Genomic DNA, 23,746 nt, shown 5'->3' on the forward strand with positions numbered 1-23,746 from the left:
TACAAGCAGTCGGAGACCGTATATATATCAGGTCGACGGCGTGCCTATTGAAGAATGAACCGGCGAGTTATGAGGTCCAGCGAGGTTAAGCAGGAAATGCGGAGCCGAAGCGAAAGCGAGTCTTAATAGGGCGAATAGTTGGACTGCATAGACCCGAAACCACAGTGATCTACCCATGTCCAGGTTGAAGCACAGGTAAAAATGTGTGGAGGACCGAACCTATATCCGTTGAAAAGGGTTAGGATGAGGTGTGGGTAGGGGTGAAATTCCAATCGAACGTGGAGATAGCTGGTTCTCCCCGAAATAGCTTTAGGGCTAGCCTCAGGGTAAAGATTGCAGGCGGTAGAGCACTGATCAGGAGAGGGACCTACCCGGTTACCAAACCCAGTCAAACTACGAATGGCTGCAATTATACCTGGGAGTCAGACTACGACTTATAAGGGCCGTGGTCAAAAGGGAAACAGCCCAGATCATCAGCTAAGGTCCCAAATGCCGTGCTAAGTGGCGAAGGATGTGGCGTTTCATAAACAACCAGGATGTTGGCTCAGAAGCAGCCACCATTTAAAGAGTGCGTAATAGCTCACTGGTCGAGAGACGCTGCGCCGAAAATGTCCGGGGCTCAAGCACGGAACCGAAGCTATGGCATTGCTTAATGCAATGGGTAGGGGAGCGTTCTTATGGGGAAGAAGCATTACCGTAAGGAGATGTGGACACATAAGAAGTGAGAATGCCGGTATGAGTATCGAAAAGAAAGGTGAGAATCCTTTCCACCGAAAGCCCGAGGGTTCCTGAGCAACGATCGTCGTCTCAGGGTAAGTCGGGACCTAAGCCGAGGCACAGACGCATAGGCGATGGACAACAGGTTGAAATTCCTGTACCGGATGGAGTCATTTGAGCAATGGAGTGACGCAGGAGGGCACATGATCGCGCGACTGGAAGAGCGCGTCCAAGTGCGTATGTTGAATCGGAGGCAAATCCCCGATTCTGAAAGCAGAGACATGATGGGGAGTTATAAGCGATTATGACGAACTCATGGATCCCACACTGCCAAGAAAAACTTCTAGCGAGACGAAATCCGCCCGTACCGTAAACCGACACAGGTAGGCGGGGAGAGAATCCTAAGGTGCGCGGGAAAACCCTCGTTAAGGAACTCGGCAAATTGCATCCGTAACTTCGGGAGAAGGATGGCCCTGAGTAGGCGAAGTGCAGAAACGCACGGAACAGAAAAGGGTGGCAGAAAAGAGGCCCAAGCAACTGTTTACCAAAAACACAGGTGCCTGCGAAAGCGAAAGCTGAAGTATAGGTGCTGACGCCTGCCCGGTGCTGGAAGGTTAAGGAGAGAGGTTAGCGCAAGCGAAGCTTTGAACTGAAGCCCCAGTGAACGGCGGCCGTAACTATAACGGTCCTAAGGTAGCGAAATTCCTTGTCGGGTAAGTTCCGACCCGCATGAAAGGCGTAATGATTTGGGCGCTGTCTCAACGAGGGGCCCGGTGAAATTGAAATACCTGTGAAGATGCAGGTTACCCGCGACTGGACAGAAAGACCCCATGGAGCTTTACTGCAGCTTGAGATTGAATCCCGGTGGCAGACGCACAGGATAGGTGGGAGGCTTTGATGTAGTGACTTTGGTTGCTGCGGAGCCAATGTTGGGATACCACCCTTCTGTTGCTGGGATTCTAACGCGAAGATTAACAACCTTGCGGACCATCTCAGGCAGGCGGTTTGACTGGGGCGGTCGCCTCCGAAAGAGTAACGGAGGCGCCCAAAGGTTCCCTCAGGCCGGACAGAAACCGGCCGAAGAGTGCAAAGGCAGAAGGGAGCTTGACTGCGAGACAGACAAGTCGAGCAGAGACGAAAGTCGGGCTTAGTGATCCGGTGGTACTGCGTGGAAAGGCCATCGCTCAACGGATAAAAGCTACCCTGGGGATAACAGGCTAATCTCTCCCAAGAGTTCATATCGACGGGGAGGTTTGGCACCTCGATGTCGGCTCATCACATCCTGGAGCTGGAGTAGGTTCCAAGGGTTGGGCTGTTCGCCCATTAAAGTGGTACGCGAGCTGGGTTCAAAACGTCGTGAGACAGTTTGGTTCATATCCATCGCGGGCGCAAGAAGTTTGAGGGAGGCTGCTCCTAGTACGAGAGGACCGGAGTGGACGGATCAACGGTGTACCAGTTGTCACGCCAGTGGCACGGCTGGAAAGCCGCATCCGGAAAGGATAAACGCTGAAAGCATCTAAGCGTGAAGCCCGTCCCAAGATGAGACTTCTCATCAGCAATGAGTAAGACCCCTTAAAGACGATGAGGTTGATAGGCTGTGAGTGGAAGAGCCGCGAGGCTTGGAGCGACGCAGTACTAATAGGTCGAGGTCTTAACTTAAATTTCACAAAAGCACGACCGGCTTGAAAGAGCCTTCGGAACTTCTTCTGTATAGTTTTGAGAGAACAGACTCTCAGATTCAGTGGCGATAGCTGTGAGGATACACCCGTACCCATGCCGAACACGGTAGTTAAGCTCACAAACGCCGAAAGTACTTGGCTGGAAGCGGCCTGGGAGGATAGGAAGCTGCTGATTAAGCGCGATAGACGTCAACCCCTGTGGTTGGCGTCTTTTGCTTTATGTATCATCTTGGCCGGAATGGCTGGGAGGAACAAGCAGAGCTGATTAATAAAGAAAACCATCAACCTTTACCGGTTGGTGGTTTTTTATTGCGTGAATGCCTGCTGAGGCATTCTTGGCCAGAATGGCTGGAAGGAACAAGCAGAGCTGATTAATAATAAAGGACGTCAATCATTACGATTAATGTCCTTTTTGCTTTGTGTGAATAACCTGCTGCCTCATCTCGGTTGGAATGGAAGGGAGGAACAGGTAGAGCTGATTAACAGAAAAGGAGCACTTGCAGGAATACCTGCTGCCTCGAGAGAAAAGCCGGTATAAAGTCAGGAAGAATATTCTGTATCGGCTCTTTCTGTTATACTGGGGGAAGAATGAAGACCCAGGTTATGATAGGGGGAATTGGATAATGTGGAAATGGCTTGACTCTGAAATAAATCAAATAGGAAGCGAAGGAGGGGGAATATTAAAGGATGAGGAATATGCTGGACAATGCCATATAACTCTTGAAAGATGTAAGATTTATGATGCCATCACTTGTGGTGTGTACGGTGATATGGTGCATACGGCCTATGCTTCTTCCAATGAAGCAGAATTAATATATGAGAAGATGAAGAGAGACTTACAGCAATTCATTGATTCAGATATTGAGAGTGAGGATGAACGGAGTGAATTTTATCAAACTTTTGTCAATCAATACTGAATTGTTCTGATGCATTAGGCAGCAGACGCCATCGTAAAAGACGTTTAAAAGAAAATCACGTAAGAAAGATGCCTCCGGTTCCGTAATCTATATTTAGGTGTCCTGAGGCTGGAATGGCTGGAAGGAATAAGCAGAGCTGATTAAGAAAGAAGGACGTCAATCCTTATGATTGGAGTTCTTTTATTTTGTCTGAATACTTTCTGAGTCATCTTGGCCGGAATGGCCGGGAGGAACATGCAGAGCTGATTCAGCTAAAGCCCATCAATCTTTACCGGTTGGTGGTTTTTTATTGCATGAATAACTGCTGAGGCCTCTTGGCTGGTATGGTGAAAAGCATGCGGATTTGATAAGCTAAAGGCCGTCAATCATTGCTATTGATGTTTTCATTTTATGTTTATATTATGTTCTGCATTATCATTGCTGAAATGGTTAATGGAAGAGGCGGAGTGATTAAGGGTGTACGTCAATCATCGCAATTCGTGCACTTTATGTTCCCTTTTCTTTTATTATGCTGACATGGTAAACTATATATAATATTGACTGAAAGATACGATAAAACTATGGCAGGGGGATTTATGATGAAAGTAAAGGACGGACAATGCCGGGTGGCTGTGGTGCAGGCGGAGCCTGTGATGTTTGATAAGAAGGCCTGTCTTTCGAAGGCTTTATCTCTTTTGAAGAAGGCGGCTAAGGGCGGGGCGAATCTTGTTGTGTTTCCGGAGCTTTTTATTCCCGGTTATCCTTATGGAATGAATTTCGGCTTTTCTGTGGGACGCCGTACGGCTGATGGCAGGAAGGACTGGAAGCGTTATTCGGATGCATCCATTGTTGTGGGAGAGGGAGAGACGGAAGCGCTGAAGGAAGAAGCCAGAAGACTTGGCGTGTATGTAAGCATCGGCATCTCGGAAAGGGATGCGGTGAACGGGACTCTTTATAATTCAAATCTTCTGATTTCCCCGGATGGTGAAGTATTGACGCACAGGAAGCTCAAGCCTACGGGCTCGGAGCGTGTGGTCTGGGGCGATGCGAATGAGGGATATTTCCCTGTCATGGATACGCCTTGGGGTCCGATTGGCTGCCTGATCTGCTGGGAGAGTTACATGCCTCTTGCGAGGACGGCGCTGTACCAGAAGGGTATTACGATTTATATTTCCTGCAATACGAATGATAATGCAGAATGGCAGCATACGATTCGTCATATTGCACTGGAAGGACGCTGTTTTGTCATCAACTGCGATATGCTGATTACGAAGGATTCATATCCGGGTGATCTGGCAACGGCTCCGGAGAAGGATGCTGTTTCCAAGGGGATCGTATGCCGCGGAGGAAGCTGCGTGATTGATCCTTATGGTCATGATATTTCCGAGACGGTATGGGATATGGAGCGTATTATTTATGCGGATCTGGATATGGAGGACGCTGCGGCTGCCAAGATGGAATTTGATCCCTGCGGTCATTATGCAAGAAATGATGTCCTCTCACTCCATGTGGACGACAAATAATCAATAAAAGTGCAGGCGGATGGATATGTCCCGGTTCGGGATATTCCATCCGTTTTTCATTTATTTAGGTTTTGTTTTCTGTTACAATAAGGTAGACATGAATGAATTTGGATCCGGGCATGCCTGGATTTTTTCTATTGGAATCAATAGTCTGATGATCTCTGCCTGAGGAATTGAAGACATCAGACACGGACCGACAGAGTCAGGGGTGGGAATATGTTGATAGGAAATGCAAGGAAGAAGGCAGGAATAGCGGCAGCTGTGATTCTTTTCGGAATCACGGGACTGACGGCCGGATGCGGTACGACGGCGCAGAGAAGCAATGCTGTTTCTGTAAAGACGATGAAGGTGCTCCAGCAGGATGTATCTGTTTCCCATGATTATTCAGGGGAAGTACAGTCGACGGATGCGGTAGCCATCAAGCCAAGAGTTTCCGGTTCTATTGTGGAAAAGTATTTTACCAGCGGTCAGGCTGTCGAGAAGGGGCAGCCGCTTTATAAGATTGACGACCGTCAGTATTCGTCCCAGGTACTTTCTGCAAGGTCCAATGTGGATAAGGCCAGGACGGCTTACAACAATTCCCTGATCGATCTCCAGCGCTATGAAAAGCTGGAGGCTTCGGGCGCGATTGCAGAGCAGACGCTCACGACGCAGAGGGCGACGGTGGAAACAAACCGTTCTGAATATGAAGATATGCAGGCACTTTTACAGGAAGCAGAGGAAAATCTGGATGATACTGTCGTCCGTTCTCCTATATCAGGAAAGCTTTCTGTCGATGATGTAGCGGCAGGGACGTATGTGACGTCGGGTTCGACACAGCTCGTATCTGTCGGCACAATCAATCCGGTCTATGTTTCTTTCTCTGTCAGTGAAAATGAATTCCTGAATTTTAGGGAAAACAGCCGCAAACCCAAGGAGAGCGATGGAGCAGGCAGTGAATTTGTTCCGCCGACGGCAACGCTTACACTCAGCAATGGTTCCAAGTATTCGGAAACAAGCACGACGTATACTGCTGACCGCCAGCTCAATCAATCCACCGGTACGCTCACGATCAAAGCGCTCTTCAATAATGACAGTCATCTTCTGCTTCCAGGCATGTTTGCCAAGGTTACGATTGAGGGCCAGCCGCAGAAGGATGCGCTTCTTGTCCCGCAAAGAGCGGTGCAGCAGGTTCTTAACAAGTCCTTTGTCATCGTCGTAGGACCGGATAATAAGTCTGTTTCCAAGATTGTGGAGCTTGGGGATGAAGTAGGAAGCTACTATGTCGTCAAGAGCGGTCTTACCAAGGATGACAATGTCGTTGTAGAAGGGCTGACGAATCTGAAGGAAGGGCAGGATCTGAATCCTACAGAAACGAATGCGCAGGAACTGGGGCTGTCCCTGACAACGAGCACGACGCCGTCTTATGCCGTTACCTCCCAGCAGTCATAAAGGAGGCCGGTTATGTCTAAATTCTTTATCAGGCGTCCAATCTTTGCGATTGTCATTTCGCTGATTATCGTACTCCTCGGCCTGATCTCGCTTTCGACGCTGCCAATTGCACAGTATCCGCAGATCTCTCCGCCGACGATACGTCTCAGCGCTAATTATACGGGCGCAAACGCAAGCATCGTCAATCAGACGGTCGCCCAGGTCATTGAAGACCAGCTGAACGGCGTTGAAAATATGGACTACATGTCTTCGACGTCAAGCAACAGCGGTTCTTACAGCCTCTCGATTGTCTTTGACCTTGATTCTGACGGGGACACGGATTCCGTCAATGTACAGAACAGCGCCAATCTGGCCAAGAACAGCCTGCCTTCTGAGGTCCAGCAGACGGGCCTCACCGTCAGGAAAGCATCCGGCGATATGGTGCTGATGGTCAATCTGTATTCGCCAAAAGGTACGTATGACCAGGCCTTCCTTAAGAATTACGCAGATATTTACCTTCTGGATAAACTGCAGCGTGTAAACGGCGTAGGCAATGTCAATACGTTCGGCTCCAGTTATGCCATGAGAATCTGGCTGAATCCGGACAAGCTCGCTGAAAGAGGGCTGACGGTGGCAGACGTCACATCTGCCATCAAGGAGCAGAACGTGTCTGCTCCTGCCGGTACGATCGGCGCGCAGCCGGCACCGGCTACGCAGGAAAAGCAGTACAGTGCCAAAGTGGAGGGCCGTCTCACGACACCGGAACAGTTCGGGAATATCATCCTGAAGTCTGCTTCCAATGGCCAGTTTGTCCGTTTGAAGGATGTTGCCACGATTGAAACTGGTACACAGAATGAAAGCAATAATTCAAAGATCAACGGAAAGTCGGGGATCGGGTTCGGTGTACAGCTGACCAATGATGCAAATACCCTTGATACTGTCACGCAGGTCAAGCAGATCCTCTCGGAGGCCAAGGACAGTTTCCCGCCGGATCTTGATTACATCATCGTCATGGATAATACGTCGTTCATCAATGCATCCATTGATGAAGTCAAGGCTACATTCGTTGAATCTCTGATACTTGTCGTTCTCGTCGTATTCCTCTTCCTGCAGAAGTGGAGGACGACACTGATCCCGGTCCTCGCAGTGCCGGTTTCCATTATCGGTACGTTTGCTTCTTTCGTTCTTCTTGATTTTTCCATCAATACGCTGACACTCTTTGCGATGGTCCTGGCGATCGGCATGGTCGTCGATGATGCGATCGTCGTCATTGAAAACGTCGAAGAGCACATGGAAAGGGAGGAACTTGATCCAAAGGCTGCGACGGAAGCGGCTATGGATGAAGTGCAGGGACCAATTGTCGCAACAACGGCAGTTCTGGCGTCCATCTTCATTCCGGTTGCCTTCCTTGGCGGCATCACGGGTGTCCTTTACAAGCAGTTCGCTGTGACGATTACGATATCGATTGCGATTTCTGCATTTGTTGCACTGACGCTGACACCTGCCCTCTGCGGCCTTCTCCTGAAGCCGGGCGATACAGGATTCAGGCACGGCCCGCTTGCTGCATTCTTCCACAAGTTCAATTCTTCCTTCGACCGTATCCGCGAAGGCTATACGAAGAAGGTCGACTGGATGATTCATCATCTGAAGTTTGCAGGCATTTTCCTCGTTGTCATCTGCGTTCTTATGGGGACTTTCTACAAGATCCTTCCTTCGACCTTCGTTCCGTCGGAAGATCAGGGATTCTTCATGGCAAGCATCAAGATGCCTGAAGGGACGTCCCTCAATCAGACGATCAAGACAGTCGATGCCATGGCGGCAGAAACGAAGACGATTCCAGGTGTCAAGGATGTCATGACAAATGCAGGCGGATCCAGTTCGAATACAGGAAATCTTTACGTTTCTCTGGATAACTGGGATCAGCGGACTGCATCGGCCGAAAGTGTCACGTCCATTATTACCAAATTCAACATGATGGCGGCAAAAGATCATCCGGAAGCCAGCATTTATGCATTCAATGTGTCCTCGCTCCCGGGCCTTGGCATGGAAGGCGGCTGGAGCATGCAGCTGCAGGATAATCTGGGCCTTTCGGATACGGAACTCAGCGATCTTGCGGCCAAGGCTGTTGCAGCCTGCAACGCGCGTCCTGAGCTCATGAGTACAAGAAGTGACTACAGCGCCGATACGCCAAGCTATGAATTCTCTGTCGACCGCGAGAAGGTCAAGAGTCTTGGCATCAATTTGTCAGACGTATTTACGGCTCTTCAGGTCAACTTCGGCGGCACGCAGGTCAATGATTTCAATCAGTTCGGCCGTACGTACAAAGTCATCGTACAGGCAGGCACACAGTACCGCTCCCAGGCGGATTCCCTGAAGTTCATTTCCGTCAAGACTTCAAGCGGTGATATGGTTCCCCTTGATACCATCCTGACAAAATCCATTACGACAGCGCCTTCTTCCATTACGCGTTTCAATGGGGTAAGAAGTATTGCCATCCAGGGCAGTGCTGCTTCCGGCTACAGCTCCGGCGAAGCCATGGAAGCGGCTAAGGAAGCCGTCCTTTCTGTCGCTCCTGCAGGGGAGACGATTGAATGGTCCGGCCAGAGCCGCGAGGAAAACAACTCGTCGAGCTCAACGATGAAGACACTTGCCATGGCGCTTGTCTTTGCCTTCCTCTGCCTGGCAGCTCTCTATGAAAGCTGGTCAGTCCCGTTTGCCGTACTTTTTACCGTACCGACGGGTATTTTCGGAGCGCTTTTCTCTGAATATGCCATCAACAAAATGGCAGCGCTTCTCGGATCGACCAGTGATGGTTTCCAGAACAGCGTTTACATGCAGATCGGTATTATCATGATCATCGGTCTGGCGGCAAAGAATGCTATCCTGATTGTTGAATTTGCCAAGGAACGTGTCGATAACGGCATGGATCCGCTGGAGGCCGCAGTGGAGGCATCCCGTCTCCGCTTCCGTCCGATCCTCATGACAGCCTTCACCTCCATCATCGGCTGCCTGCCGCTGGCACTTGCAACAGGCGCGGGCGCAGGGGCCAGATGCGGCATGGGTGTTGCCGTTGTAGGCGGTATGACATTTGCTACGTTATTCGGGCTCTTCCTGATCCCGGCTTTCTATATCGTAACGGAGAAAGCAGCTGCTGCCATCCGCGGTTCAAAACTTGGCGGAGGCATCAAGCCGCATTTCAAAAAACAGAAGTAAGTTAATGAGAAGAGGGGCTGTGGCGAAATGACTATACATTTTGTCACGGTCTCTTTTTCTATTGGAATATTCCATGGAACCCGCGCATAATGGTACAATAAAAAAATAAGCATAAACCGGGATTCTCTGCGCTTTGCCAGGAAAGAGGTAAAATGTGATTCATCCAAGAGGCTGGGGCGGCAGGAAGGCCCGTTTAAATGGAAAGAGAGAAGAGTATGAAAGAATTCAGGGTCCGCGAATCGGAAGCGGGGCAGAGTGTATGGAAATACATCACGAAATTGATGCCCGGTGCATCAGCCGGCCTTCTGCGGAAGAGTCTTCGCAAGAAAAATATAACGCTGAACGACAAGAAGCTTGAAGGAAAGGAAAAAATCCAGGCAGGGGACAGCATAAAAATCTGGTTTTCTGATGAAACGATAGATAAGTTCATGGGAAAAGAAGAAAAGGTCTCAGAAAGGAAAGCTGACGGGGATGAGCTCTCCGGAAGGATTGTCTATGAAGATCATGATGTGATCCTTGTCAATAAGCCGGAAGGGCTTTTGACGCAGGGGGATGCATCCGGGGAAAAGTCATTGAATGATGAAATCCTTGCGTACCTGAAGGATGAAGTGACGCCTGTTTTCAAGCCGTCCGTCTGCAACCGCCTCGACAGGAATACGAGCGGCCTTGTCATTGCAGGAAAGAATATCCATGCCCTGCAGGCCATGAATGAAATCATCCGGAAGCGTGATGTGAGAAAGATCTACACAGCGCTTGTTTACGGAGAAATGAAGGGAAAGGGAAAGCTGGAAGGCTATCTCCAAAAAAATCATGAGGATAACCAGGTACGTCTTGTGAAGAAATCGGAAGATGCGCAGCACATTGAAATCCTCTATGAAGCCAAAGGAACGTATCGTAAAGAGGGAATAACCTTCACGCGCATGGAAATCGAGCTCCTGACAGGACGGTCCCATCAGATCCGCGTACAGATGTCAGGAGAAGGTCATCCGCTTCTGGGGGATAAGAAGTACGGGACAAGGGACAGCATCGAAGCGTCAAGGAAGCTTGGCATCAAAAGGCAGATGCTCCATGCCGGACTTCTATCATTTCCTTCCTTTGAAGAAGGCTTTGAAGGCGTCTCAGGGAAATCCTTCTGCGCGCCGCTTCCTGAAGATATGGAAAAACTCATTCAGAAATAGATGGACGTTAGAATACAAATACAAAAAGGCCCTGTCATGCCAGGCAGCATGCAGGGCCTTTTGTTTATATTGTATCAGCAGATGACGTTTTTCTGGTCACCTTTCAGGTAGTTCTCAATGTTGTGGAATACAAGGATGGCTCTTCTTTCCATCGCCTCTTCCGTATCAAAGCCTACGTGCGGCGAAAGGATGGTGTGAGGAGCAGAGAGGAGCGGATGATCGGCAGGAAGCGGAGGTTCGCCTTCAAAGACGTCGATGCCTGCGCCAGCAATTTTTCCTTTCTTCAGCGCATCGGCAAGGGCTTTGCTGTCTACGACAGGGCCTCTGGCAGTATTGATCAGGATGGCATCCTTCTTCATGAGGGCAATCTTTTCCTTATTAATCAGTCCTCTTGTTTCATCGGTCAGGGGAACATGGATGGAAATGATGTCACAGGTCTTAAGAAGGGTATCAAGATCGGTGTAGTTGACAAGGTAAGTCTTTGGCGTACGGCTGTATCCGTAGACTTCGCATCCGAATGCCTGGGCAAGACCAGCCACACGCTGTCCGATGGCGCCTGTTCCGATGATGCCGAATTTTCTTCCCTTGAGCTCGATGCCGCAGAGGCCTGCGTTCGTTTTTCCATTTCTTACGGCTTCCCCGCATTCAGGAAGCATGCGGTAGAGAGAAAGCGCCATGCCGAAGGCAAGTTCAGCTACGGATTCGGTGGAGTAGCCTGCGCAGTTGGATACGGCAATATGTCTTTCCCTGCAGTAAGCTATATCGACATGATCGACACCGGTGAAAGCGACGCAGAGGTACTTGAGGGAAGCTGCTTTTTCCAGTGCTTCCTTTTTCAGAGGATAGTTGGCAATGACAGCGATGTCAGCACCTTCGATGCGTTTACCGAGTTCTTCCTGGCCAGAGGGAACTTTGTCATAAGCGGTCAGGTTCCAGCCTTCTTTCTTAAGACCGGCTGCGAGGGATTCCAAAAGCTCCCCGGTGATGCCTAATGGCTGCGCGATAACGATTTCTTTCATAATACTGCTCCTTTCCTGATCAATGCCCTTGAGGGGATGAATAAATTCTGGAATTTATGAGATGGGTTTTTCTCTCAGCCGGAGAATGGCCCGGCTTGGAAGCTGTGAGACGAATACGCCTATGCACATGGCGGCAATGCCTGCCATCTGGCGTTCGGTGAATGTGTCACCCAGGAAAAGGACGCCGCTCAATCCGCCAAAGACCATTTCAAGGCTTAAAATCATGGAGGCTTCGGTCGGAGGCATGTATTTCTGCCCGACTGCCTGCAGCGTGTAAGCAACGCCGCTTGAAAGGATGCCAGTATAGAGGAGAGCGCCCATAGCGCCTTCGATCCCTGTCCATGTCGGTGTTTCATACATAAAGGCAAGGACGAGGTTCAGGATGCCTGTGACGAAGAACTGCCCCGATGAAAGAAGAACAGGATCAAATCTCTGTGTCAGATAGTCAAGCGCCAGAATCTGCAGGGAGAAGAAAATAGCGCAGAGAAGCATCATAAGGTCGCCCGGGCTGATGGTGAAATCTGATTTGATGGACATGAGGTAGACGCCTGTAATAGCTGTGACGGCACCGACAAGGTGCGTCAGGCGGAGCGGATGTCCCAGAAAAAGTCCGAAGAAGGGGACTAAGAGTATGTAATTGGCTGTCAGGAAACTGGCCTTTGATGCCGTGGTAAACTGCAGGCCGACCTGCTGGATCGTGGCGGCGGCAAAAAGGGGAAGTCCTGTCATGAGGAACGCCGCCCAGAGCGGAATCTTCGTGGACTTGGGATTTTCCTTATGCCGGTTCATATAAATGATGGGCAGAAGGCTTGCGCTTCCTAAGAGGAAACGTACGCCGCCGAAGGTAAATGGACCGATCGTGTCCATGCCGACGACCTGCGCCACAAAGGCAGAGCCCCAGATCAAGGCCGCCAGTACGAGCAGAAGACGATATTTCATACATTCTCCGTTGAAAAAAAGAGCCGCGGCAGGCTCTGGAATTTGGCATGAGGCATGCCCTTGATTATTATTTATTATAATGAATCATCCTGCTTTTTGCTACCATTCAGCAAAGAGGAAGATGAAATCGGCTCCATTTGGCGCCAAGGGTATTTTCTCATCTGTAAATGTGGTATAGTCGAATAAGAATGTTCTTTAGAAATAATTATCCGTTTACCGGGTATCATACAGGGATTTCCCTGAAGAAGGAGAGTTTTGATATGTCGATTCGTATGATAGCGATTGATCTTGACGGTACGCTCCTGCATGACGACATGACCATTTCCTCATACTCCCGTGATGTGATCAAGAAAGCATCTGAGGAAGGATTCAAGGTCGTCATTGCTACGGGACGCATGTGGAATTCCGCCAGGAAGAAAATGGAAGTGCTCGAACTGGGCAATGTCCCGGTCGTATGCTATACGGGCGCATGGATCATGATGGGTGAAACGGGGGAAGCCATCTATCAGGAAGGGATGGATCCGGAGTTTGCTTCGAAGGCTCTTTTGGTGCGGATTTGTTAATACAGACAAATAAATATCATAAAAAATCTAATCGTACTTTAATCTTAATCATGCAGCCATTGGAGCTGCGTTGAATACTTCCATTGGAGCTAAAAGATGTAATTTGCGCTGAATGCGTTTGTTGTTGTAGAAGTAGATGTAGCCGTTGATCATGCTTACCACTGCTTTACGGCTGGTGAATTTACGTGTGTAGTAACGTTCGCGCTTCAGCATTCCCCAGAACCCTTCCATCAGACCGTTGTCTGCACAGCAGCCTACACGGGACATGCTGTGAACCAGTCCTGCTTTTTCAACAATCTTATGGAATCCGTTGCTTGTATACTGGAATCCGCGGTCGGTATGAATCATTGGATGTTCTCCAGGATTCTCTTTAAGTGCCTTTTCCATTGTCTCAAAAGCCAGTGCAGTATTGTTCCTGTCGCCGATGACATAAGAGACAATCCGGCGATCATGGCCGTCAATAATCGCGCTTAAATATAACTTGTGCAAAACTCCATCAGCAGTTGTGTACTTGAATTCAGTGACATCCGTCATCCATCTTGCATTGGACACGCCGGCATCAAAGTCACGGTTCAGCAGGTTTTCAAAAATGTACTTTGGATCCTTTGCGTTACGAGTGCAACCATCGGTCTTGTACTTGATCACGGACTTAATATTAAGTATCCGCATGATACGAAGAACCAGACTGTCGCTTACATTTATATTGATGTTGTCATCCTTCTTGATCCAATCGTTAATCCGGCGGTATCCCATATCCGGATATTCCTGATGGGTTTTCATGACCTCCTGTGCGACCTTTTCTCTCAGCAGTTCACGGCCGCTCTTAATATGATTCAGCCATCCGTAATAAGCTGCCCGGGAGACCTTTGAGAGTCGGCAGAGACTTTCTATGGAGATGTTGGTTTCTTCATGGACTTCTTTTATGGCTTTAAAATCTCTGAGAAGGTGAGTAAGGCTGAATCCTTCGAGGAACGCAACCTTTCCTCTATCTCCATCTTTTTTTTTAGCAGGGCAATCTCTGCTATAAGATCCTTCTGTTCTTCAAGAAGTCTGGCATTCTCCTGACGCAGCTGTTCTTCTTCGGTCCGGGGCGTTTGGAGCCTGATCGGCTTTCCTCTGTAATCCTCAAGACCAACTTCGCCCATTTCCTTGAACTTTTTTACCCATGTGTAGAGCGTTTGGTAGGACATGTTGTACTTCTTGGCTATCTTGTTATAATCGCATCCACTGGCGATGCACTCCTGAACGATTCTGACTCGCTCTTCCTTGACCGATTGCTGGCGTTTGCCCATAAGATCTCCTCCTTCAGAAACGAGGTCTGTCAACTTATGCTCATTATACGCCTCAATCCATGTTTTAAGGGAGAGTGTGCCGGAAATTCTGTATTTGGCACAGACGGAAAGCATGGAAACACCGCCTTTAAGATATTCCTTTACGGCCTGGATCTTCATCTGATTGGAGTAGTAAGACAAATGCTGCCTGGGCCGCAATCCCTTAAAGCCCTCCTCTTTATACCGGAGGACCCATTTCCTGAATGTTATGCGGCTCATATGAAGATTTTCAGCTGCCTGGGTAATCGTAACACCCTGATAGAGATATGAAGCAATCTGGTCTAACATTTCCTCCGGGGACGCTTTGGTTTTACATGGCATAAGAATGACCTCCTAATATATTTATGATATTATTCTGTCTTTCTTGTTGAATCATACCACTTTTATGGGCAAAGGAAGAGGGGCTCAAGGTCACTGCGTTCTGGGATGATAAAATCTACATGGAAGGCCCCCGACGGGACGGAAATCAAGTACAGAAAGTACAGGACCGTGCAGCCGGAATTTCTCGGGGCGGCTTTTTTCAATCCGCCAAAGAAGGTGACAAGGATCGTTTTCTCTGATCCGGATCCCGCGGTCAGGCTGGAAATCAGGAAAGCCATTGAAAACAAGTTTGGGGATGCAGTGGATGTCGTATTTCCTGGAGATGACTTCGTCGACATGCACAAGAGCGGTATCAATAAAGCAACGGCTGTGAAGTACCTGGCGGATCAGGCAGGAATTTCCGCTTCCGAGATCATGGCGTTCGGAAATACGGAAAATGATGTCCCGCTTCTCAGAATGGCAGGAGAGTCTTATGCCGTAGCCAATGCGGACAAGATTGCCCTTGATGCAGCAAAAGGTGTCTGCGCATCGAATGAAGAAGACGGCGTAGCACACATGATTGAAAGTCTTCTGAAATAAATAAATACAACAAAAAGAGACTGGAATCGATGGTTCGATTGACAGTCTCTTTTTGTTGGATTATTTGGTATTCTTTTCCCGCTGGGTAAAGAAGGAAAGGGTATCCTTCAATCCGTCGTTTAAGTTGTACGATGGTTTCCAGCCGAAGAGAGATTTCAGCTTTTCATTGGACAGGCAGGAACGATGGATATCTCCGGTACGTTCTTCTGTGTAATGAATGAAGGAATCATCATATCCGGCCAGTGTGACCATTTCATGGGCGAGCTCGTTCAGGCTGATTTCCGTTTCCGTGCTGACATTGCAGATTTCCCCGCTTCCTTTTTCAAGGGCGGCGATATTGGCTGCAACGATGTCATGGACGGAAATGAAGTCTCTTGTCTGTGAACCGTCGCCGAAGATGGTGATGGGCTTTCCGCAGGCGAGGGCTTTTGCGAAAATGTAGATGACGCCGCCTTCTCCGTTAGCTCCCTGACGGGGACCGTATACGTTGCTGTAGCGAAGGATCGTGTAATCAAGGCCGTACAGTTTCTTGTAAAGTTCCAGGTACTTCTCGGTCATCCACTTGGTCAGGCCGTAGAAGGATTCCGGGACAGGCACTTCATTTTCCTTGAGGGGAAGGGCGGGGTTGTCCCCGTAGACAGCGGCAGAGGAGGAGAAAATGATCTTTCTCACGCCAGTCGCTCTTGCGCACTCAAGGACGGAAAGAAGTCCCATGATGTTTTCGTCCGCATCATAGCTTGGATCCTTGATGGATACAGGGACCATGGTCTGTGCTGCTTCGTGATAAACGACGTCAAATTTCCTTTTTTCAAAAAGGTCTTGAAGGGTCTTTCTATCTCTGATATCCGCTTGAATAAATTCCGCCTGAGGCGGGAGGAATTCTCCCGTCCCTGCGGAGAGGTTATCAATGACGGTTACTTCATGGCCGAGCGACAGAAGCTTGTCGACCAGATGAGAACCTATAAATCCGGCACCGCCGGTTACTAAAATTCGCAAAATTCCACCCCCGGAATCAGTCCTGATGGAAGCGGTAGCCTGCGCCCCAGACGGTTTCGATTCCTTCATAAGGATGTCCGGCAGCATTTTTCAGCTTGTCTCTCAGTCTGTTGATATGTACGGTGACCGTTGCAGGATCGCCGATCGGATCGAAGCTCCAGATTTTCTCGAAGAGCTGTTCCTTGGAGAATACTTCATTCGGATGCTGGACGAGGAAGTAGAGGAGGTCGAATTCCTTGCCTGTCAGTGTGACGTCCTTGCCGTTCAGGAGTACCTGGCGGGCTTTCGGACGGATGGTGACATCGCCTACGGTGATGCCTTTTTCCACCTGCGGTCTTGCAAGGTCTCTGTTGAGGAGACGGTTGTGGGTAGCGAGCTGAGCTCTCAGGTGAGCCATGAGGACAGTGCCCTTGAACGGCTTCACGATGTAGTCATCAGCGCCGAGGCCCAGACCTCTGACGATGTCCGCATCTTCTGTGCGTGCTGTTGCGAAGATAATCGGTGCATCAGTCTTTTCACGCATTTTGCGGCAAAGAGAGAATCCATCCTCTCCCGGAAGCATGACGTCAAGGATGATAGCATCGATCTTCACTTCATCCATGATTTTGAGGGCTTCCTCGCCATTGTCTGTGACATATGGTTCAAAGCCGGCGCCTTCCAGGAAATCTCTTTCCATGTTGGCAATCTTCGGTTCATCTTCCACTACAAGTACTTTTCTCATCATTTTGTGTTGCTCCCTTCTTTCAGCGGGATATCAAATATCATTTTCAATCCATTTTCATTGACAGCGCGGTAACGTCCCTTATGCGCCGTGACGATCTCCGCTACAATCGCAAGACCAAGGCCGCTGCCGTTGCTTGTTTTGCTTCTTGCCTCATCCGTCCTGTAAAAGGCTTCGAATATGTGGGCGGTCTTTTCCGGAGGAACTCCGGGGCCGTCATCCTGATACGTGAATTCTGCATATTTTCCCTTGCGGTAAATCTGGATCAGGACTTCTGAGGTATCTTTGTCTCTATATTTTATCGTATTTGCCAGTAAATTGAAAACCACTCTCTGGAATTCTTTCTCATCAAGCATGGCGATGATGGAATCATCGGTGTTGTAAGAGACGTTCACATTCCTGGATTTCAGGTATTCCAGGTCTTCATTGATGAAGGAGTGGATAGCGCGGCTGAAGTTCGTCGGTACCGGATGGCAGATGATGCGGCTTGTCGAAAGTTTATTATAAAGAGACAATTCATCGATCAGTTTTGACAAGTCATCTGCACACGAGGCAATCGAGGCAAGGTACTGCTTCCTCTTTTCCGGTGTTTTGCCAAGTCCCAGCTGCAGGGCTTCCGTGTATCCCATGATCGTCGTGAGCGGGGTCCTAAGGTCATGCGTAATGCCTGAGAAGAGGATCTTGCGGCTGGTGAGGAGGTGGGCGCGTTCTGCGATGCTGTTCTTCAGGTACGACTGCATCGTGCGGAATGTGTTGCAGACCTCGCCAAGCTCATCATCGCTGTGGTGGTCGACCACGACATTGAAGTTCCCGTACTGTATGGCATGGGCTGCCAGGGACAGCTGCTGGAGCGGGATGATGATGCGCGATTTCGTTCTTTCATAGAAGAGGTAATTCATCCTTGCACTGAAAGCGATGATCGCAAGGATCAGGAGGATGAATCCCATGTAAACATACTTGTTGATGACGGCGTCCCCGTGAGAAGCATAGAGGAGGAGCAGTGTCGTAATGATGATGGAAGCTGAGACAGGAATGCCTATGAGTCCCAGTGTGCTTGCAATCATCTTCTGCTGAAGACTGCTTCCTTCCGGCGGGGCAGGCGGTACAGGTGGCAGCGGAGGCGCTAAGTTCTCTGCCGGATTATCATTTTCATCCATATTGATTCGCCTCCGTCCTTAATCCAGGTCAAGATCAAGTTCGACAGGGCAGTGATCGCTTCCCAGGATTTCCGGGTGGATCTTCGCATCCTCGATATGCGCCTTCAAAGCGTTGGAGACGATGAAGTAATCGATTCTCCATCCGATGTTTCTTTCTCTGGATTTAGCGAAATAGCTCCACCAGGAATACGCCTTTTCCTTGTCAGGATACTTGAAGCGGAAGGAATCGGTAAATCCTTTTGACAGGAGCTCAGTCATGCGGCTTCTTTCCTCGTCAGTGAATCCGGCGTTCTTGTGATTAGATGCCGGGTTGGCGATATCGATTTCCTCATGAGCGACATTGAGGTCGCCGCAGAGGATGACGGGCTTTTCTTCGGAAAGACGCTTCATGTAAGCAATCATTTCCGTTTCCCATTTCATGCGGTAGTCCAGACGGACGAGTCCGCGCTGGCTGTTCGGCGTGTAGCAGCAGAGGAGATAATGCGATCCGAAATCGGCAGTGATGAGACGCCCTTCCTGATCATGTTCCTCGATCCCAAGTCCATAGGTGACGGACAAAGGCTCTTTCTTGCTGAAAATCGCTGTCCCGCTGTAGCCTTTTTTGACAGCGCTGTTCCAGTACTGGTGGTATCCGGGCAGGTCAAGTTCGATCTGATCCGGCTGCAGCTTGGTTTCCTGCAGGCAGAAACAGTCTGCATCCAGATCATGGAATGCGTCCATGAACCCTTTCTTGATGCAGGCCCGGAGTCCGTTGACATTCCAAGAGATGTATTTCAGTTTTGACATACGGCCCTCCTTTGATTCAAAAACAATTCACCATGGCTGGTAAATTCAGAAACTTCTATTCCCATCCTAATTATACACTTTTTAGACGGCATAAATACAGTTTTAGTTTATAAATAAATTTATAAATTCAACGGATAGTTCAGTGTTTTGAATACTGGGGAGTCACATATCGCTTTTGTAGTAAATTTCGATAAACATCCACGCTGAGACAAGGGCTGCTTTACAAAGTATAAAGGAGAGTCTTTAAGCGATCGTCAACGAAGTTTATACAATTTATAAACTTATACAGGAAATCAATAACACATGAACGTAAAAAGCAGGTACTTCCCTGCATTTTGGGAATAATAGAAATCATACCATTTCAGAGAGATTTTTGCAGGGTCAAAAGTGAAAAGAAAGGCAAAGGTGACAATTGAAAGGGAAGGATTTCATTCTTGCCGCTGCTGCCGGCCGGAAGCGCAGAATCAAATGATGAAAAATGCGGAAAGTCATAGGAGCCGGGGGCCTTAAATACCGTAAGAAAAAAGGGATCTGTGCTATAATAGCTAGAGCAGTACAACAAACGGGAAGTGACTGCCTTGGCAGTGATGGAAAAAGGGCGCTTCCGGTATGCCGAAGGGAGAACAGGACATGAAAAAAATCGTGGTAACCGTCATTGGTGCCGACCGCGTCGGTATTGTTGCCGGCGTAACAAAGGAACTTGCAAAAGAAAACATTAATATTCTGGATATTTCCCAGACCATTCTGGATGGAATCTTTGATATGGTGCTGATCTGTGACATGGAGAACGCAAAGGGCTCTTTGAAACAGGTACAGGACGACATGGGAGAACTGGGCCGTGAGCTGGGCGTCGATGTCAGAGTGCAGCTGGCGGATATCTTTTATGCCATGCACAGGATCTGAAAGGAGGAGCCATGCTCGATATAGAGGAAATTCTTGCGACGGAGCGCATGTTTGACCAGAATAAGCTGGATGTCCGCACGATTACCATGGGCATTTCGCTTCTGGGCTGCGTATCCAACGATGAAAAGACCCTGCTGACCAGGATCTATGATACGATCTGCCAGAAGGCAGAACATTTGACGGACGTCAGCCATGATATTTCCAGGGAATATGGCGTGCCGATCATTAACCGCCGTATTTCTGTCACGCCGGTAGCGCTCATTGCCGGCGGCACGAATGCAAAGAGCTATGTGCCGATTGCTGAAACGCTCCAGAAAGCAGCTGATGCTGTCGGTGTCGACATCCTGGGCGGATTTTCCGCACTTGTGGACAGGGGCATGTCTTCTTCGGACAAAATCCTGATCGATTCCATTCCGGAAGCGCTGGCTGTCACGAAGAGCATCTGCAGCTCGGTTGCCATCGGCTCCACCAAGGCAGGCATCAATATGGATGCTGTGAAGCGTATGGGCGAGATCGTAAAGGAAACCGCTGAACTCACAAAGGATCAGGATGCATACGGATGCACGAAGCTTGTCGAATTCTGCAACGCAGTCGAAGACAATCCGTTCATGGCAGGCGCTTTCCATGGCGTCACGCAGGGAGATACAGCCATTCATGTCGGCGTATCCGGCCCGGGCGTTGTCAAGAGAGCATTGGAAGACGTCAAAGGCGAACCGCTTAATGTCGTTGCCAAGACCATCAAGAATACAGCCTTCATGATCACGCGTCTTGGACAGATGGTAGCAGAAGCTGCCGTCGATCGCCTCCATGCACCGTTCGGCATTATCGACCTTTCCCTTGCACCGACTTCTGCCGTTGGAGACAGCGTGGCGCAGGTTCTTGAGGAAATGGGGCTTGAAAGCTGCGGCGGTCCCGGTACCACGGCAGCCCTGGCACTCCTAAACGACGCAGTGAAGAAGGGCGGCCTTATGGCTTCTTCTTCCGTCGGCGGACTTTCCGGCGCTTTCATTCCGGTCAGTGAAGACCTTGGCATGATTGAAGCTGTACAGAAGGGAAGCCTTTCCCTTGAAAAACTAGAAGCCATGACCTGCGTATGCTCTGTCGGCCTTGATATGATTGCCGTTCCCGGAGACACGACAGCATCCACGATTTCTGCTATCCTGGCAGATGAAGCGGCCATCGGCATGATCAACAACAAGACGACAGCTACCCGCCTGATTCCAGTACCTGGAAAGAAACCGGGAGACATGGTCCAGTTCGGCGGACTCATGGGATATGCTCCTGTCATGAAGATCAACGAATTCAAGGCAGATGAATTCATTGCCAGAGGCGGCAAGATCCCTGCACCGATTCGTTCCCTGACAAATTAATACAGGAAAATAAAATGCCCGAAGGGGGTTCCTGCACAGAACCAGAAGCTTTCCTTCGAGCGTTTTTTTGATGGAATGGAAGAAAATTCATGTAAAACGGGGAGAGAGGGACCTTTCCCTTCCTTGATGTATTTTTTGCATACTTGTGATAAAATAAAACAGTTATTTGTTTATTAGTAAGGATATAGTTACGGGTATGTAAAGGGTTATCATGACACGTAAAAAAATACAAGCGGGGAAAAATACCGCGGAGAAAAAAGATCTTCCGGAAAAGAAACCGGCAGAAGAAATAAAGAAAGAAATAAATGAAATAAAAGAACCGGGCAAAGAACCAATGAAAGAAACGGAAAAAAGGGAAAGTCCGGGCCACTGGAAACGCTGGTGGGCGATTGCAACGCTCGTTCCATTCACGATTGCGCTCTTCCTTTCCTGGTACTTCGGTGCGCCTGGCGGATATGCCTTCGCATCCCAGATCAAGGTATTCCTGCTTTTCCTGCAGGTGGGCTTTGTTACTGCTTACTTCATCCGTCATGATTTGAAGAAGGCTGCGCTCCACCTATGGCTGACGATTGCATTCCTCTGGGCACTCGGGCTAATCGTGCCGTTCCTGTCCACGCAGACGAATGTCCTTCTGGATATGTCGGATATATCAGGAGAGCTGTCGACGCCGCTCTATCTTTTCATTTCCTGCCTGACTGCCGCATGGATCCTGCCGGGGAAATGGAGAACAATCGCACGCATCATCTGTGCGCTTCTCATTGTCATTTATGTTCTCATCCAGTTTACTTATATCGGGTATTACTTCATTACGCATTCCCTGATTTCCATCAACATGCTGCTTGCACTGGCGCAGACCAATCTGGCGGAGACGATGGAATACATCCAGGTCAATATCCCGTATGCAGGCATTGCCGTGGGCGTGACAGCCGTTCTTCTCCTTGGCTGGCTCATTTACCACAACAGCCGCTTCAGCTTCGACCGCGTGGAATCTGTTTCGAGAAAGACATGGTTTGCCATGCTGGGGCTCTTCATCATTAATCTTGGCCTCTGCGGACTGTCGATCGGCGGCACGCGCATTGCTCATGTCTATGCAGAAACGTATGAAACGCTGCAGAGCTTCCATGATTTCCAGAAAATCGTCGAAGCCCGCAGGAATATGAGAATCAAGGATCCTGAAATCATCGAAAAGCTCAAGGCTGCGCCGGACGGCGTCTATGTGCTTGTCATCGGCGAATCCCTGACGCGCGATCATATGAATGTCTATGGCTACGAAAGAGATACGACACCATTCCAGTCACAGGCAGCCATCGATCCGCATTATGTGTTCTTCAATCATGCGTATTCCTGCTATACGCAGACCGTCCAGGTCCTGACCGAAGCGTTGACGGAAAAGAACCAGTATAATGACATGGCGCTTGCCAATGCCTATTCCATCATCGATATGGCAAGAGAGGCAGGCTTCCATACGACATGGATTTCCAACCAGTCCCGTTTCGGCATCTGGGATACGCCGATCGGCGCAATCGGATCTGCCTGCGACGATCAGTACTGGATCAACCAGTATGTCGGCACCGATGTCATCACCAAGGACTACGATACCGCGCTTGTCCCGTACTTGAAGAAGGTCGACCCGAATAACCGCCGCCAGCTCATTGTCATCCATCTGATGGGCAGCCACGTCAGCTATTGGGACAGGTATCCTTCCGAGTTCTACCACTGGCCGGAAGACCAGGGCAAGGTCAGAAGCACGGCTGAAATCATGAATGATGAATACGACAATTCTGTGCTTTTCAATGACTACGTCATGGAAAGTATCATGAATTCTGCCACAAATTATCTCCACGCTGACAGCGTCATGTACTTCTCCGATCATGGGGAACAGGTGACAGAAAGACCGGGGCACAATGCGGACCAGTTCGACTTTACCATGGTTCACATCCCGTTCTGGGTGTACACATCCCCGCAGTATGAAAGAGAACGTCCGGAAGAGTTCCGCATGATGCTCGAAAGAAGAAATATGCCGTTCACCAACGACATGCTCTATGATACCTTCCTTGGCATCATGGGAATCAAGGCGGCTCACTATGACCCAGCTGACGATTTCTTCTCGCCGAAGTACGACAAGGACGTCACGACCCTCATGACCATGTATGGAAACATCATGGTCAGAAATGACGTGGAACAGCTTGGATCGGATAAGGCGGCCAATGACGCTGCCTGGAATCAGGGACTGCAGGACCGTGCAAGAGCATCCGGAAGTGATGAATTCGACTGGAGCCGTTTCAAGCCGGTCAAGATTTCCGCCAAGCCGATGCCTGAAGTGGAAAACGAAGGACTGTCCCAGGCATCGTAATCATTTGAACTAATTTTTGGGAAAGAGCCAGGATTGCCCGGCTCTTTCTTGCTATCCTATTAAAATTCATCTAAAATGTTGAATTAAGATTT

18 protein-coding genes and 2 rRNA genes (1 of these 20 cut by a window edge) are annotated in these 23,746 nt (G+C 49.2%); 12 read left to right on the forward strand and 8 right to left on the reverse strand.

Features of this window, described 5'->3' with window-relative positions:
* From OIM03_04420 to OIM03_04450, 7 genes are all read left to right on the forward strand, one after another.
* Positions 1 to 2,376, forward strand: a 23S ribosomal RNA gene (locus OIM03_04420); it begins 550 nt to the left of the window's first position.
* 78 nt (positions 2,377 to 2,454) lie between these two features.
* Positions 2,455 to 2,571: ribosomal RNA gene (gene rrf / locus OIM03_04425) — 5S ribosomal RNA — on the forward strand.
* Between the two features lie 448 nt (positions 2,572 to 3,019).
* Positions 3,020 to 3,313, forward strand: coding sequence for a hypothetical protein (locus tag OIM03_04430; GenBank protein ID HJI73522.1), 294 nt, complete (start codon positions 3,020 to 3,022; stop codon positions 3,311 to 3,313).
* 575 nt (positions 3,314 to 3,888) lie between these two features.
* Positions 3,889 to 4,815, forward strand: a complete 927-nt coding sequence (locus OIM03_04435) for a carbon-nitrogen hydrolase family protein (protein HJI73523.1) — start codon at positions 3,889 to 3,891, stop codon at positions 4,813 to 4,815.
* A 216-nt stretch (positions 4,816 to 5,031) separates the two neighbouring features.
* Complete coding sequence (locus OIM03_04440; GenBank protein ID HJI73524.1) at positions 5,032 to 6,246, forward strand: efflux RND transporter periplasmic adaptor subunit; 1,215 nt, start codon at positions 5,032 to 5,034, stop codon at positions 6,244 to 6,246.
* 12 nt (positions 6,247 to 6,258) lie between these two features.
* A complete protein-coding gene (locus OIM03_04445; protein HJI73525.1) occupies positions 6,259 to 9,438 on the forward strand; it encodes a multidrug efflux RND transporter permease subunit in 3,180 nt (1,059 codons plus the stop codon).
* A 215-nt stretch (positions 9,439 to 9,653) separates the two neighbouring features.
* On the forward strand, positions 9,654 to 10,616 hold the full coding sequence (locus OIM03_04450; GenBank protein ID HJI73526.1) for an RluA family pseudouridine synthase: 963 nt from the start codon (positions 9,654 to 9,656) through the stop codon (positions 10,614 to 10,616).
* A 74-nt stretch (positions 10,617 to 10,690) separates the two neighbouring features.
* Here the strand turns inward: OIM03_04450 and OIM03_04455 are convergent, their stop codons facing one another.
* Positions 10,691 to 11,635, reverse strand: a complete 945-nt coding sequence (locus OIM03_04455) for a 2-hydroxyacid dehydrogenase (GenBank protein HJI73527.1) — start codon at positions 11,633 to 11,635, stop codon at positions 10,691 to 10,693.
* A gap of 54 nt (positions 11,636 to 11,689) precedes the next feature.
* Positions 11,690 to 12,574: a DMT family transporter gene (locus OIM03_04460; GenBank protein ID HJI73528.1), complete on the reverse strand. Its 885-nt coding sequence runs from the start codon at positions 12,572 to 12,574 to the stop codon at positions 11,690 to 11,692.
* Between the two features lie 272 nt (positions 12,575 to 12,846).
* Here OIM03_04460 and OIM03_04465 point away from each other — a divergent pair, with 272 nt between their 5' ends.
* Entirely contained in the window at positions 12,847 to 13,137 is a 291-nt protein-coding gene (locus tag OIM03_04465) for an HAD-IIB family hydrolase (GenBank protein ID HJI73529.1), read from the forward strand.
* A gap of 48 nt (positions 13,138 to 13,185) precedes the next feature.
* Here OIM03_04465 and OIM03_04470 read toward each other — a convergent pair whose 3' ends face one another.
* Positions 13,186 to 14,028, reverse strand: a complete 843-nt coding sequence (locus OIM03_04470) for an IS3 family transposase (GenBank protein ID HJI73530.1) — start codon at positions 14,026 to 14,028, stop codon at positions 13,186 to 13,188.
* Positions 14,029 to 14,057: 29 nt separating this feature from the next.
* A complete protein-coding gene (locus tag OIM03_04475; protein ID HJI73531.1) occupies positions 14,058 to 14,756 on the reverse strand; it encodes a helix-turn-helix domain-containing protein in 699 nt (232 codons plus the stop codon).
* 138 nt (positions 14,757 to 14,894) lie between these two features.
* Here OIM03_04475 and OIM03_04480 point away from each other — a divergent pair, with 138 nt between their 5' ends.
* Positions 14,895 to 15,368, forward strand: a complete 474-nt coding sequence (locus OIM03_04480; protein HJI73532.1) for an HAD hydrolase family protein — start codon at positions 14,895 to 14,897, stop codon at positions 15,366 to 15,368.
* Between the two features lie 60 nt (positions 15,369 to 15,428).
* Here the strand turns inward: OIM03_04480 and OIM03_04485 are convergent, their stop codons facing one another.
* The 4 genes from OIM03_04485 to OIM03_04500 are packed head-to-tail and all read right to left on the reverse strand — an operon-like array spanning position 15,429 to position 19,019.
* Positions 15,429 to 16,364, reverse strand: a complete 936-nt coding sequence (locus OIM03_04485) for an NAD-dependent epimerase/dehydratase family protein (GenBank protein ID HJI73533.1) — start codon at positions 16,362 to 16,364, stop codon at positions 15,429 to 15,431.
* A gap of 16 nt (positions 16,365 to 16,380) precedes the next feature.
* A complete protein-coding gene (locus tag OIM03_04490) occupies positions 16,381 to 17,088 on the reverse strand; it encodes a response regulator transcription factor (GenBank protein ID HJI73534.1) in 708 nt (235 codons plus the stop codon).
* Positions 17,085 to 18,242: a HAMP domain-containing histidine kinase gene (locus OIM03_04495; GenBank protein ID HJI73535.1), complete on the reverse strand. Its 1,158-nt coding sequence runs from the start codon at positions 18,240 to 18,242 to the stop codon at positions 17,085 to 17,087. Before OIM03_04495 ends, OIM03_04490 begins: the two co-directional genes overlap by 4 nt.
* An 18-nt stretch (positions 18,243 to 18,260) precedes the next feature.
* Positions 18,261 to 19,019 (reverse strand): exodeoxyribonuclease III, encoded by a 759-nt coding sequence (locus tag OIM03_04500; GenBank protein ID HJI73536.1) that lies wholly within the window; start codon positions 19,017 to 19,019, stop codon positions 18,261 to 18,263.
* Positions 19,020 to 19,658: 639 nt separating this feature from the next.
* Between OIM03_04500 and OIM03_04505 the strand changes: the two genes are divergently transcribed.
* From OIM03_04505 to OIM03_04515, 3 genes are all read left to right on the forward strand, one after another.
* A complete protein-coding gene (locus tag OIM03_04505) occupies positions 19,659 to 19,931 on the forward strand; it encodes an ACT domain-containing protein (GenBank protein HJI73537.1) in 273 nt (90 codons plus the stop codon).
* 11 nt (positions 19,932 to 19,942) lie between these two features.
* A complete protein-coding gene (locus tag OIM03_04510; protein ID HJI73538.1) occupies positions 19,943 to 21,301 on the forward strand; it encodes a PFL family protein in 1,359 nt (452 codons plus the stop codon).
* 211 nt (positions 21,302 to 21,512) lie between these two features.
* The gene (locus OIM03_04515) at positions 21,513 to 23,654 is read left to right on the forward strand and encodes a sulfatase-like hydrolase/transferase (GenBank protein ID HJI73539.1); all 2,142 of its coding nucleotides are present in this window, start codon (positions 21,513 to 21,515) and stop codon (positions 23,652 to 23,654) included.
* The last annotated feature ends 92 nt before the right edge of the window (positions 23,655 to 23,746 follow it).

The organism is Veillonellaceae bacterium, assembly GCA_025992895.1.
Classification (GTDB): Bacteria; Bacillota; Negativicutes; order Veillonellales; family Dialisteraceae; genus Dialister.